We start from the raw sequence: 13,746 nt of genomic DNA on the forward strand, positions 1-13,746 counted from the left end.
CCGTTTCAGCACGCGTCCGTGCGGGCCTTCTCGAAGGCCGTCGCCAGCCGGGCCGCGCCCTCCCGCCTCTGCTCCTCGTCGAGCGTCGCGAACGACAGCCGCAGCACCCGGGAGCCGTCCTGCTCGATGCAGAACGGTGTGCCGGGCACGATCGCGACGCCTTCGGCCAGCGCCCGTTCGTAGAGCACATCCGAGGTGACCCGGGGGTCGTCCACGGTGCACCAGAAGAACAGTCCGCCGCGGGGCTCCTCGAAGGCGAGCCACGGCAGCAGCTCGCGCAGCAGCACCGCCGTCGCCCGCGCCCTGCCCCCGTACAGGGTGCGCAGCCGGGCGAGGTGGGAGGGAAGGAAGTCCGGGTCGGCAAGCAGCTCGGCCAACAGGTACTGGCCGAAGGTGTTGGTCTGCAGATCGCTGCTCTGCTTGGCCGCCACCAGCTCACCGATCAGCCCGACCGGTGCGACGAGACCGGCCACCCGCAGCCCCGGGCAGAGCGTCTTGGACAGGCTCATCAGCCGCACCACCCGGCCGCTGTGGACGTCCGTCGACGGCAGCCGGCCGCCGCCGAACGCCAGATCGCCGTACGGGTCGTCCTCCACGACGAGGAAGCCGTACCGTTCGGCGAGCCCGGCCAGCAGGCGGCGCCGCTCCTCGCTGAGGACACCGCCCGTCGGGTTGTGGAAGTGCGGGACGACATAGACGGCTTTGGGCCGCGCACCGGCGGCCAGCCGCTCCGCGAGGACGTCGACCCGCATGCCGTCGCGATCGGTGGGGACGGGCAGCAGCCGCGCCCCGGCGCGCCGGAAGACCTGGACAGCCCCCAGATAGCTGGGGTCGTCCAGGGCCACCTCGTCGCCCTCCTCGATCAGCGCCTGGGCGACCAGGTCCAGACCCTGCTGGCTGCCGCCGGTGACCATCACCCGCTCGGGGCCCACCGACGCGCCGGTCTCGCAGGCACGCGCCGCCACGGCCCGCCGCATCGCCGCGACGCCCTCGGTCGGCGCGTACTGGAGGGCGGCCGTGGCCGAACGGGACAGCACCCGCTCGGCCGCCTCCGCCAGCCGGGCCACCGGGAAGCTGTCGGGCGCCGGGATGCCCCCGGCCATCGACAGCACACCGGGCGCGTTCGCCGCGGCCAGGATGCGGCTGATCGCGTCCGAGCGGCCCCAGGCGGTGCGCCGCGCCAGCAGCGCACCGAACTCCCCTGCCGCCCCTGTTTCCCCGGCCGCCCTCGCCTCCCCGGCCGCCCCGACTGAGCCGTTCGTATCGGTCACGACGGGACCCCCGCGGTCTCGGGCCGTGCCGCGATCTGCGCCGGGAAGTCCTTCAGCCGCCACACCGGCGACGCGAGGACCACCAGCACGGCGGAGAGGAAGGCAGCCGCGGTCACGAAGAGTGTCGCCCGCAGCCCGATCACATCGCCGAGCCAGCCGCCCAGCAGCGCCCCGAGCGGCAGCGTCCCCCACGACACGAAGCGGTAGCCGGCGTTCATCCGGCCGAGCAGCTCGTCCGGAGTGATCGACTGGCGCAGGCTGATGATGTGGATGTTGGCCATCGTGCCGCCGGCCCCGATCAGCGCGAACGCGGCGACGAACAGGGCGAGCGAGACGAGCCCGCCGTTCGCCGGGGCGAACGGGATGATCGCGGGGGCCACACAGCAGAGCAGCAGCGCCCCCAGGATCGCCGGCCCGAGCCCGAGGGCCCGCTTGAGGCCCTTCGCCACCAGCGAACCGCCGAGCGACCCCACCGCACCGGTGCCAAGGAGCAGCCCGATCGTGCCGGGCGACAGACCCAGCTGCCGCGCCGCGTACAGCACGAAGACCGTCTGGAGCGACATCCAGCACAGGTTGTACAGCCCGGACTGGAGGGCGCAGGCGCGCAGATGGGCGCTGTCCCAGATGATCCGGATGCCGTCGCCGACGCTGCGCCGCAGCCCGGTGCGCCGCTCGGGCGCCACGGGCTCGGGCTCGGTGCGCCGCACCGCGAGCAGCGTCACCACCGACACCAGATAGGAGGCGCCGTTGATGAGCAGCGCGTACGGCGCCGTGACCCAGCCGATCAGCAGACCGGCCAGACCCGGCCCGCCGATCTGCGCCAGCGAACTGGTGCCCTGGAGCTTGCTGTTGCCCTCCACCAGGTGCTCCTTGCCGATCAGCGTCGGCAGGTAGGACTGGTAGGCGACATCGAAGACGACCGTGAGCGCCCCGATGAGCAGGGCGGCCACGTACACGTACTCGATCCGCAGCAGGTCGAGCACGGCGAGCAGCGGCACCGCGGTGACGAGGAGCGCCCGCCCCGCGTTGGCCATGATCATCAGCGGCCGTCTGCGGACCCGGTCCACCCACACCCCCACCAGCAGGGTCACGAGCAGGAACGGGGCGTAAGAGGCGGCGTTGACCAGGCCGACCTCGGAGGAGCTGGCGTCCAGGGTCAGCACCGCGGTCAGCGGCAGCGCCAGGGTGGTGACCTGCGCGCCGACCTGGGAGATGCCCTCACCCGTCCAGAACTTCAGGAACTCGGCGTCCCGCCACAGCGCACCACCCCTGCGCCCGGAGTCGCTCACTGACCGTCCGCCTCTTCACCGACCGGGCCGGCCACGTGGAAGGCGCAGCCGATCTGGGCGCCGCGCAGCATGCTGACGATGCCCACGGCCGGGTCGGTGACCCCCCGGGCCAGCGTGCCCGCGTAGCTGCCGTCGACCATCAGCGTGCCGTAGGCGACGGCCATGTCCTCGGTGGTCACCCCGTCCTCGGAGAGGAAGCGCTCGGTGGTCGGCAGCAGGCGCTGCTGGAGCACGTACGGGCCGTTCACCGCCTCGTGCAGCTTCTCCACCCATTCCTTCTGGCCGGTGGTCCAGCCGGGGGTGACGCCGACCCCGCCGTAGAGCAGCGTGGGCTTGAGCACCAGCCGGTCCTTGTTGGCGATGGCGTACGGCAGCAGGTCGATCTTCTCCCCTTCGAAGGTGACCTTCTCGTCGCGGACGAAGCGGGTCCACGGCAGGATCCGGTCGATCAGGGCGCGCTCGTCCTCGGTGAAGGCCGCCCGGTTGCGCTCGTCGCTGAGCATGGCGAGGCTGCCCTTGTTGCCGTACAGCTCGCAGTCGAGCGAGGCGAACAGCTCGACCGTGCCGGCCTCGACGGCCGCGAGGAGCGGGTCGACGAGGGCGTACGTGCCCGGCTCGTCCGGCATCTCACCGGGCAGGAACATGCGGTAGACCACGTCGACCCGGCGGCCCTGGTGGAGCACCTTGCCGTCCTCGTAGGCGAAGTCGCCGAGGTGGCAGACGACGGGCTCGAAGCCGAGCGCCTCGAAGGCGGGGACGACGAACTCCATCCAGCACTTGGACTTCTCGAAGCCGTCGGGCCAGTCGGTGATCGCGAGGAGCGGACGCTCCGTACCGGCCAGCGAGGGCGCCTGACGGCGCAGCACCTCGGTGATGCGGGCGAGCGGGTCGGGGAAGACGAGGTTCTCCTCGGCCGCGAACTTCGCGAACTCCTCGTCCTTGATCAGCGCACGGGCGAACTCGCCCATCTGCCAGCCGCCCAGCGACGAACCGGTGTTGAGCTCCATGAGCCGGAAGCCGCCGGTCTCGCGGTAGAGGTCGGCGCGCGAGAGCGGGGCGAGCTCGTCCGCCGCGCCGCGCAGCACCAGCTCGGTCTGGGTCCCGCTCATGCCGACCGCCGTGGCGAAGGCCCGCAGATCGCCGCCGAAGAGCCGGTCCGGGACCGACTTCAGCAGCTCGAAGAGGCCGTTGAGATCGCGCTCCAGCACCGCGACGTCCTCGGCGCTCAGGAAGACCGGCCGGTTGAGGCCCTCGCCGCCGCCCGCCCCGTAGCGGAACCACTCGACGCCGCGGACACCGGAGACCGTCATCCTGGCGGCCGTGCGCCCGTGGTCGAAGAACCGCCGTGTGACGGCGTTCTCCACGCGGGCACCGAGCTTGTGCGCGGCGGCCCCGGTCACCTCGGTGCGGGAGAGGCCCTCCGCGCGGTCCAGCGCCCGGCGGGTGTCGGCGGGCGTCTCGCCCACCGCGATCAGAGCGGCCGAGCGCGGGGTGAGACCGCGCGGCGGAAGCAGCAGTTCGTCGCCGGGCCCGGCCAGGGCCACCGACGCGACGAGTCCGTCGACCTGCGCCGGGTCGGGCAGCACGACCTGGTCGACCGCGCCGTCGTGGGCCGGGTAGAGGAAGCGGATCTCGGCGCTGCGCTCGTGGGCCGGGCTGAGGTCGGGGGTGCGCTCGAAGGCGATCGCGGCGGCGGCCTGGGCGAGGTCGACGCCGGTGGCGAGGTGGTGGAGGTGCGGGATGAGGTCCCCGCCGAGGCGGCCGTTGAGCTCGATCAGCCGCGGGCCTTCGGCGCCGATGCGCACCTCGGTGTGGGTGACACCGAAGTCGACGCCCACGGCCCGGTGCGCGTCCTGGACCAGCGCGGTGACCGCGTCCGCCCAGGGCTCGTGCCGCCAGGCGGTGACCAGGTGGCCGACCTCCTCGAAGTAGGGCTGGGGGCCGAGGCGCTTGCGGGCGACGCACACGGGGGTGACGACACCGTCCACGACGGTGCTGTCGATGCTGAGTTCGGGGCCTTCGACGAACTCCTCGACCAGCACGGTGTCGGCGCTGCCGGCGCCGTCGAGGCGGCTGCCGGACGCGAGCCGGTAGGCCTGGCGCAGACCGTCCGCGTCCCGGGCCACCATCACGCCGAAGCTGCCGCCGAGGGTGCGGGGCTTGACGACGACGGGGAAGCCGATGGCCTCCGCGGCGGCCACCGCCTCGTCCTCGCTCGCCGCGGGTGCGTGCCGTACGGCGGCCATGCCCGCGGCCTCCAGCGCCTGCCGGGAGGCGTACTTGTCGCGGCAGATCCGGGCGGCGGCCGGGTCCATCGCGCGCATCCCGAGCTTGCGGGCCACCGAGGAGACCGCCACAAGCGACCACTCGTCCCAGGTGAGCACGGCGGCCTCGGCGACCTCGCCGCGCAGATCGGCGACGGCGGGGTGCAGCTTGTGGGCGTCCGTGGTGTCGGCGATCCGGTGGGTGTCGACGTACTTCGCCTGCCAGGTGGGTGCCTCGGGGGCGACGAGGGTGACTTCGTAGCGTGCGGAGAGTGAGGCGAGGGCGTACTCCCGGTACTGGCGGATGCGGCTGCCGACCAGGATGACGCGCTGGCGTTCGGAGGTCATGACGGGCACGGTGGGGTCCTTTCGGGTACGGATGGTGCGCGCGGGGCGCTGGTGGGGCGTCACTCCTGGACGGGCTGTCGCTGCTCGGCGGGGCGTCACTCCTCGAGAGGGGTGCAGACGAGGCGGAAGCCGTCGGCCGAGGTCCTGATGGCGTCCTCGACCGCGGCGGTGGACGGGCCGCGGAAGCGGAACCGGGTGCCCACGTGCTCGTAGCCGCTGATCGGCGGGACCCGCCGGCCGACGGGGACGTGCAGCACCGCGTACGGCATGTGCTCCTCGGGAGGGGAGCCGGCCCAGTCGGCGCGTTCCACGAGGCAGGGGGCCGGCACCGGAAGCGGCAGCAGCAGATAGCCGCCGACCTCACCGGTCTTCAGGGAGGGCAGCACCGGCGCCCGTCCGAGCTGGATGTCGGCCGCCGCGGCCATCAGATCGGCGTCGTGCACGTCCCGCCAGGTGAACGGGATCTCCCCGCCGCCCACCCGGGCGCCGCACTCCAGGAACACCAGGCCGGGCCTGCCGCCGGGGCCTTCGGTGACGAACGCCTCCAGATGGAACACCCACGGACGGTCACCGCCCAGCGCGGCCCCGACGGCGGCGGTGAACGCCTCCACGGCCGCAAGCAGCACCGGGTCGTCCTCCTCGACCGAGCCCAGCCAGTTGCCCTGGGTGAAGCCGGCGCAGGTGCCGCCCACATAGCGCGAGACGGTCCAGCTGCCGAGCGCGTCGCCCTCCCACAGCCCGTCGATGTGCAGGATCGACGCGTCGACGTACGACTGGACCAGATACGGCTCGGCCGCCAGATCGCCGGCCAGTCCCGGGAGTTCGTCCACGGCGGCCGCGGAGCCGACCTGGACCACGCCCCTGCTCGCCGTCCCGCGGTGCGGCTTGACGATCACCGGCCAGCCGTGGGCCCGGCCGAACTCCCGTACCGCGTCCGGGTCCGGGGCCGGTGCGAACTCCGGTACGGGAAGCCCGGCCGCGGCCACCGTGCGGCACATCAGCAGCTTGTCGCGGAAGACCGCGAGCTCGTCGGGGGTCTGCCCGGGGATCCCGAACTCCTCGCGGAGGAGCGCCGCCGTGTCCAAGTCGCCCTCGTTGAGCGCCAGCAGCACCTGGGGGGTGCCGTAGCTCTCGCCGAGCGCGGTGAGAGCCGCCCGCACCGCGGGCAGGTCGTCCGTGAAGCCGACCGTGACGACGTCCTCGGCCGCCGCGGGGACGGAGGCCCGGCCCAGCTCGGTGCTGATGTACGTCACCCGGTTGGCCCGGTGGTCGATGTAGTCGGCGTACAGGGCGTGGGTGTCCCGCCACCGGTGCAGGACCGTCACATGCGGCCGGCGGCCGGTCACGCGACCTCCCCCGCGGCCGGTCCGGCGGCCGGAACGCCGGCCGGGCCGCCGCCGAGCCAGGACAGCGCGGCGGCCGCCATCGACTTGGCACCGACGGCCAGCGCGGGGCCGGCGAGCGGTGCGAACGTGGACGAGTGGTTCTGCGGGATGTCCTCGTCCACGCGTCCGGCGGCGAACGCGGCGGTGAACACCTCCGGGTCCAGGCCGCCGTAGAACCAGTACACGGACGGCACCTGGGCGGCGGTGGCCAGGATGCCGAAGTCCTCGCTCGCGGTGGTCGGGCCCATCGTGAGCACCGCCCCCTCGCCGAAGGCCCGCCGGTGCGCGTCGGCGACCCGCTCGGCGCACTCCTTGTCGTTGACCGTCATCGGCAGGTGGTAGACGGAAGTGATCTCCGGGTCGGCGGTCGCGCCCGCCGCCGCCGACTCCGCCTTCGCGAGCCGCTCGATCGCCGCGAGCACCTTCTCCCGTACCGGCTCCGAGCTGGTGCGGACGTTGATGCCGAGCTCCGCCGTGTCCGGGATGACCGCGGCGGTCGTCCCCGCGTGCAGCTTGCCCACGGTGACCACCACCGGCTCCTGCGCGGAGATCTCGCGCGAGGCGATCGTCTGGAGCCGCAGCACCAGCGAGGCGGCCATCACCACCGGGTCGACCGCCGACTCGGGCTTCGAGCCGTGCCCGCCGCGCCCGAACAGCCGGACGGTGATGGAGTCCGTCGCGCCCATCACGGTGCCGGGGCAGGTGGCGATGAGACCCACCGGGCCGGGTCCGACGTGCTGGCCCAGGATGATGTCCGGGCGCGGGAAGCGCTCGAAGAGGCCGTCGTCGACCATCGCGCGGGCGCCGTAGCCGCTCTCCTCGCCCGGCTGGAACACGGCGACGACCGTGCCCTTCCAGCGGTCGGTGTGCGCCGCGAACAGCGCGCAGGCGCCGAGCAGCGCGGCCACGTGAAGATCGTGCCCGCAGGCGTGCATGACCGGCACCTCGGTGCCCGAGTCGTCGGTGGCGGTCACGGTGCTCGCGTACGGCAGGCCGGTCGCCTCCTTCACCGGCAGTGCGTCCATGTCGGCCCGCAGCATCACGACCGGGCCCTCGCCGTTGGCCAGGACACCGACCACACCGGTGCGCCCGACGCCGGTGGTGACCTCCCAACCGCCCTGCGCGGACAGCCGCTCCGCCACCAGCGCGGCCGTCCGCTTCTCCTGGAAGGCGAGTTCGGGGTGCGCGTGCAGGTCCTGGTAATCGGCCTCCAGAGAGGGGAGCAGCGGATCGAGGGCATCGAGCAGTGAGGTCATGGCGTCCATCGCGTCCTTCTCAGGGGTGAGGGGTTACGGGAACGGGGTGTTCGCGCACACCCCATGAGGCGAGCAGCGCCCCGGCACAGGTGATCGCCGGCCACCACGGCACCCAGCCGCCGTGGCCGGCCGAGCGCAGCAGCTCGGCGAGGGCCGGGAAGGTCCCGCCGAACAGGCTGATCGCCAGGGCGGCCGGCAGGCCCACGGCGACCGCCCGGACAGCGGGCGGGAACAGCTGCCCGGCGAAGACGTTGCTGACCGCCAGCGGCAGTCCCAGCAGGAACAGCAGCACCACCGTGACGAGTTGCACCGGCACCCGGCCCCCGGCCATGGCGGTGAGCAGCGGCACCGAGCCGAGCGCCAGCCCGGCGAACCCGGCCCGCAGCACCGGCAGCGCGCCGAACCGGTCGGCCGCCCGGCCGGCGGCGAGCATGCCGGTCAGCAGCGCCACCATGCCGAGCAGCAGCGCGCCGGACGCCTCCTCCTTGGAGGCCGCGCCCGTGTCCTCGGCGTACGCGGGGAAGTCGACGGTGAGGAAGTAGAACACCGTGGTCGCGCCCGAGGTGATCGCGAACACGACGGCCAGCCGCCCGAGATGGTTCCGCAGCACCGGCCAAGGGGGCGTCCCGGCGCTGTTGCGCGCGGCGGCGGTGAACTCCTCGCTCTCCGCCGCGCCGCGCCGGATCCACAGCGCCGTCAGACCCAGCAGCGCCCCGAAGACGAAGGCGAGCCGCCAGGCCCCGTTCTCGACCCCGGACTCGCCGAACACCCCGAGCAGCACGCTCAGCACGACGAACGACAGGGCGCTGCCGAGGACGACGCCGCCGTAGGAGACCGCACTGTAGAAGTACCTGCTGCGCCCCGGCGCCGTCTCGGTGACGTACGCGGCGGCGCTCGGGTTCTCGGCCCCCACCGACAGCCCCTGCACCAGCCGGGCCGCGACCACCAGCAGCGGCGCGGCGACCCCGATCGCCGCGTAGCCGGGCACGACGGCCAGCAGCAGCGAACCGGCCGCGATCAGCCCGACGGTCAGGCTGAGCCCGTACCGCCGCCCGCGCGTGTCGGTGAGCCGCCCGATCAGCACGCTCCCGAGCGGACGCACCAGGAAGCCCAGCGCGAACCCGAGATAGGCGGCGATGAGCCGGGCGGTGGGGGAGGCCCCGGGGAACAACTGCTCGGCGAAGTACGGTGCGAGGACGCCGTAGATCGTCCAGTCGTACGCCTCCACGACCGACCCGACGCTCGCCGCGGCCAACTCCCGCCGCGGGCGCCGCGGGGGCGGCACGGCGGTGGCCGGCCCGGCCGGCCCGATGGCCGGGCCGGCGCCGGTGTGCGGATCAGCCGCCACGGCCGACGCGTTCGTCGGCCCGGTGCGGGGCCCGGCCGAGGCTTGCGGGGAACCGGCCGACCCGGCCGGTTCCGTCGCCGCACCGGGCCCGGCGCCCGGCGTCGTCCCGCGCGCGGTCATTCCGTCACCCCGTACACCCGCACGTGCGCTCCGTCCGCCGCGGGGAACGGGACGGCGTGCAGCCGCGACCCGGTCGCCGGGAGGGCGTCGAGACCGGCCAGACCGGTGATCGCGGGGAGCCCCGCCTCGGCCAGGGCCGCGGCCACCGGGCCGGCTTCGTCGCGGCTGTCCGTGGCCACGAGGGCCGCGCCCCGGTCGGCGAGGAGGTCCACCGCGTCCCCGGTCAGGTACGGGCCGTCCTCGCGGCCGGTGTGGACGACGACGGCGTGGCCGGCGAGGTCGAAGAGGGCGAGCGCGAGCCGGTCCGCGACCGGGTCGGCCGAGCCGAGGAGCCGGACGAGGACGACGGGCAGGTCGACCAGGCCCGCCAGGTCCGGGCCTGCCGCCCCGGCCGGCGGCTCGGCCGGCCAGCCGACCCGGGTCGCCGGGCCGGTCAGGTCGGCCGGCCGCCGACGGGCCGGGCCGGCCCCGGTGTTGCGCGACCCCTTGTGCGGCTCCTGGACCAGCTCCTTGCGGGTGATGGCCGTACCGCCGACCATCAGCAGACCCAGATGGCGCACCAGCAGCTCGCCCAGCTCGGCGTCGCCGATGTCGTCCCCGGGGATGTCCAGGCGGAAGCCCTCCGTCCGCAGCGATCCGCCGTTGCTGAAGACGACCTCCGCATCGAAGTCGACCCGCCACTGCCCGGACCCGGGGCCGGTTCCCGTCGTCATGTTCCTCGTTCCTCGTTTCGTCATGTCGTGCCTGCGCGTCAGGCGCAGTCGATCAGCGCCTTCTCCAGAGCCGCGACCACTTCGTGGAGCTCCTCGTCCGAGATCACCAGCGGTGGCAGCAGCCGCAGCACGGCGCCGTGCCGGCCGCCGGTCTCCAGCAGCAACCCGTGGTCGAGGCAGGCCCGTTTGATCCGCCGGGTGCGGTCCGGGTCGGCCGGTTTCGCGCCCAGGGCATCGGCAGGACCCTCCGGGTCGACGATCTCGATGCCCCACATCAGGCCCCTGCCCCGGACATCGCCGATCTCCGGATGGGCGGCGGCGAGCCGGCGCAGCAGACCGCCGAGCAGCTCGCCCTTGGCGGCGGCCTTCCCGACGAGCCCCTCCGCCTCCATCACCTCAAGACCCGCCGCGCCGGCGACCAGCGCGATCTGGTTGCCGCGGAAGGTCCCGGCATGGGCGCCGGGCTGCCAGGCGTCGTACTGGCCGTGGTACAGCAGCAGCGACAGCGGGAAGCCGCCGCCGACGGCCTTGGAGACGAGGATCGCGTCGGGCTCGATGCCGGACTCCTCGAAGGCCCACATCGTGCCGGTGCGGCCGAACCCGGCCTGGATCTCGTCGAGTACGAGCGGGATGCCGAGCCGGGCCGTGATCTCCCGCAGTCCGCGCAGCCACCGCGCGGGCGCCGGGATCACGCCGCCCTCTCCCTGCACGGCCTCGACGAAGACGGCGGCCGGCTTGGTGATCCCGCTCTCCGGGTCGGTCAGCAGCCGCTCCAGATAGGTCAGGCCGACCTGGACGCCCTGCTCTCCGCCGAGGCCGAACGGGCAGCGGTAGTCGTACGGGTACGGCAGATGGTGCACATCGGGCATGAGCGACGCCACCGGCTCCTTGGCGCCCAGGCTGCCGGTCAGCGCCAGCGCACCGGCGGTCATCCCGTGGTAGGCGCCGTGGAAGGCGAGCACGGTGCGGCGGCCCGTCGCGGTCTTGAAAAGCTTCACCGCCGCCTCGGCCGCGTCCGCTCCGGCCGGCCCGCAGAACTGGGTGCGGAAGGTGTCCGCCATCGTCCCGGGCAGCCGCGCGTACAGCGCCGACAGGAACTCGTACTTCGCAGGCGTCGTCAGGTCCAGCGCCTGCTGCACCTGCCCCGACTCCAGGTACGCGCGCACCCGGCGCAGCACCTCGGGGTGGTTGTGGCCGAGCGCCAGGGTGCCGGCGGCGGCCAGGCAGTCCAGGTACCAGCGGCCGTGGCCGTCGCGGATGCGGGCGCCGTGCCCCTCCTGGAGCACCTGCCCGAAGGCGGTGGCGTAGGTCCGGGCGCCGGATTCGCGCGCCCGGACGTACTCGAAGATCTCGTCCGGCGTGAGGGTGGTCACGTCATCACTTCCCAGCAGGGTTGCGGGCGTCCGCGACCATCACCTGGCCGAGGGCGATGCCCCCGTCGTTGGTCGGGACCTGTCGGTGGACGTAGGTGTCGAAACCGTCGGCGGTCAGCCCGGTCAGACAGTTGAGCAGCAGGAACTCATTGAGGAACACACCGCCGGAGAGCACGACCTGGTGGACGCCGGTCTCCTCGCGGACGGCCCGGCAGCGCTCTCGGACCATCTCCACGACGGCGGTGTGGAAGCGCCGGCTGACCCGCTCGACGGGCAGGCCCGCCGCGAGGTCGGCCGCCATGGCCCGGATCACGGGCCGCGGGTCGACCTCGGTCAGCCCGTCCGCCCCCTCGGCGGCGAACCGGTACGCCGACTCCGGCGCGGCGTCCCGCATCAGCAGCCCCTCCAGCTCGATCGGGCCCTGCGCCTCGTACTCGGCCTTCGCGCACACCCCGGCGAGGGCGGCGGCGCCGTCGAAGAGCCGGCCCATGCTGGAGGTGGGCGGGGAGTTGATGCCGCGGGCGGCCATCGTGGCGTACACGTGCCGCTGCCGGGCGTCGAGCACGGCGAGCGCCGGGAAGGCGGCCGCGGCCTGTTCCGGGTCGCCGTCGAAGGCGTCCAGCGCCAGCGCGTAGCCGGTGCGGACCGGCTCGCGCACCGCCTGGTCGCCGCCGATCAGCGGCAGCCTGCGCAGCCGGCCGACCCGCCGGTACGCGGCGAAGTCGCCCAGCAGGAACTCCCCGCCCCACACCGTGCCGTCCTCGCCGTAGCCGAAGCCGTCGAAGACGACGCCGAGCGTGGTGCCCGTGACATGGTTCTCGGCCATGCAGGAGGCCATGTGCGCGTGGTGGTGCTGCACCTCGACCGTCCGCTCCGCGCCGCCGTCCTCGCCGAGCGCCGCCCGGGTCGAGCGGAACTGCGGGTGGAGGTCGTGCGCCGTGATCCGCGGCTCCAGCGCGTAGAGCCGGGCCAGATGGCGGGCGGTGCGGCGGTGCGCGGCGAACGTCTCGTCGTTCTTGAGGTCGCCGATGTGCTGGCTGAGGAAGACCTGCGAGCCGTTGGTCAGCGCCACGGTCGTCTTCAGCTCCGCCCCGAGGGCGACGACGGGAGCCACCTCGCGGCCCACGTCCACCGGGTACGGGGCGTAGCCGCGGGCCCGGCGGACGAACTGGAGCAGCGGCTCGTCGAGTTCCTCGTGCACCGAGAGCCGCACCACCGAGTCGTCGACCCGGATCTCGATGTCGCGGTCGTGGTAGAGGATGACGTCGGCGATCTCGAAAAGCTGCTCCAGTGCCTCCTCGTTGCGGTACGCGATCGGGTAGCCGGAGATATTGCCGCTGGTCATCACCAGCGCCTCCAGGCCCGGCTCGTCAAGCAGCAGATGGTGGTGGGGCGCCGACGGCAGCATGATGCCGAGGTTCGGATTGCGCGGGGCCACCGACTCCGGGAGCGAGTCCGGCTGCTTGCGGGCGAGCAGGATCGGCCGGGCCGGGGAACGCAGCACGTCGATCTCGTCCTCCGACAGCACCACCAGGCGCTGGGCGGTGGCCAGGTCGCGGACCATCACCGCGAACGGCTTGGAGTCGCGGCGCTTGCGGCGGCGCAGCAGCGCCACGGCCTCGGCCTGGGTGGCGTCCACCGCCAGATGGAAGCCGCCGACGCTCTTGACCGCCGCGATCCCGCCGTCGGCGAGCACCTGGGCGGCCCTGCGCAGCGCCGTGTCGCCCTCGACGGTGGCGCCGTCGCGGTCGGTCAGCAGCAGCCTGGGCCCGCAGTCGGGGCAGGCGTTGGGCTGGGCGTGGTAGCGCCGGTCCATGGGGTCCTCGTACTCGGCCTTGCAGGCCGCGCACATGGTGAAGGACGCCATGGTCGTCATCGGACGGTCGTACGGCAGGTCCCGGATGAGGGAGTAACGGGGGCCGCAGTTGGTGCAGTTGATGAACGGATAGCGGTGGCGGCGGTCCCTGGGGTCGCGCAGCTCGGCCTGGCAGTCGCCGCAGACATGGGTGTCGGCGGGGATCAGCGCGGACCGGGCCCCGGCGTGCTCGCTGTGGACGATGGTGAAGGGGCCCGCGGGCACACTGCCCGCGGGGAGCCCCCTGGTCACCCGGACGCCGTCGACCTGGGCGAGTTCGGGGGCGCGGTCCTTCAGGCCCGCGGCGAACTCGGCCAGGACGGCGGCCGGTCCGGACGCCTCCACCAGCACACCTTCGGGGTCGTTGCGGACCCAGCCGGACAGGCCCAGTTCGTGGGCCAGTTTGTAGACGAACGGCCGGTAGCCGACGCCCTGGACCACCCCGGTGACCCGCAGCCGCCACTGCTGGGCGGCCGGCGGGGGAGTCACGGTGCTCATGGCGGTCTCCTCAGTTCCTGACGGGG

9 protein-coding genes are annotated in these 13,746 nt (G+C 73.7%); all 9 read right to left on the reverse strand.

Annotated elements, in window-relative coordinates; translation table 11 throughout:
• Positions 1-5 precede the first annotated feature (5 nt).
• The 9 genes from KK483_RS34045 to hypF all read right to left on the reverse strand — a co-directional run bounded on the left by KK483_RS34045 (position 6) and on the right by hypF (position 13,720).
• Positions 6-1,271 (reverse strand): PLP-dependent aminotransferase family protein, encoded by a 1,266-nt coding sequence (locus KK483_RS34045; protein WP_262009068.1) that lies wholly within the window; start codon positions 1,269-1,271, stop codon positions 6-8.
• Positions 1,268-2,560, reverse strand: a complete 1,293-nt coding sequence (locus tag KK483_RS34050; RefSeq protein ID WP_262009069.1) for an MFS transporter — start codon at positions 2,558-2,560, stop codon at positions 1,268-1,270. Before KK483_RS34050 ends, KK483_RS34045 begins: the two co-directional genes overlap by 4 nt.
• Positions 2,557-5,172 (reverse strand): ATP-grasp domain-containing protein, encoded by a 2,616-nt coding sequence (locus tag KK483_RS34055; RefSeq protein ID WP_262009070.1) that lies wholly within the window; start codon positions 5,170-5,172, stop codon positions 2,557-2,559. The genes KK483_RS34050 and KK483_RS34055 overlap by 4 nt, the downstream gene beginning before the upstream one ends.
• A gap of 95 nt (positions 5,173-5,267) precedes the next feature.
• Positions 5,268-6,518: an acetyl-CoA carboxylase biotin carboxylase subunit family protein gene (locus KK483_RS34060; protein WP_262009071.1), complete on the reverse strand. Its 1,251-nt coding sequence runs from the start codon at positions 6,516-6,518 to the stop codon at positions 5,268-5,270.
• Positions 6,515-7,822 carry an amidohydrolase gene (locus tag KK483_RS34065; protein WP_262009072.1) on the reverse strand — a complete coding sequence of 436 codons (1,308 nt, stop codon included), beginning with the start codon at positions 7,820-7,822 and terminating at the stop codon, positions 6,515-6,517. Before KK483_RS34065 ends, KK483_RS34060 begins: the two co-directional genes overlap by 4 nt.
• Before the next feature lie 10 nt (positions 7,823-7,832).
• A complete protein-coding gene (locus KK483_RS34070) occupies positions 7,833-9,281 on the reverse strand; it encodes an MFS transporter (RefSeq protein WP_262009073.1) in 1,449 nt (482 codons plus the stop codon).
• Positions 9,278-9,994, reverse strand: a complete 717-nt coding sequence (locus tag KK483_RS34075) for a hypothetical protein (protein ID WP_262009074.1) — start codon at positions 9,992-9,994, stop codon at positions 9,278-9,280. The genes KK483_RS34070 and KK483_RS34075 overlap by 4 nt, the downstream gene beginning before the upstream one ends.
• Positions 9,995-10,032: 38 nt before the next feature.
• Complete coding sequence (locus tag KK483_RS34080; RefSeq protein WP_262009075.1) at positions 10,033-11,367, reverse strand: diaminobutyrate--2-oxoglutarate transaminase family protein; 1,335 nt, start codon at positions 11,365-11,367, stop codon at positions 10,033-10,035.
• Positions 11,368-11,371: 4 nt separating this feature from the next.
• Positions 11,372-13,720, reverse strand: coding sequence for a carbamoyltransferase HypF (gene hypF, locus KK483_RS34085; protein WP_262009076.1), 2,349 nt, complete (start codon positions 13,718-13,720; stop codon positions 11,372-11,374).
• Positions 13,721-13,746 lie beyond the last annotated feature (26 nt).

This window comes from Streptomyces sp. FIT100 (assembly GCF_024584805.1).
In the GTDB taxonomy this organism is placed as follows: Bacteria; Actinomycetota; Actinomycetes; order Streptomycetales; family Streptomycetaceae; genus Streptomyces.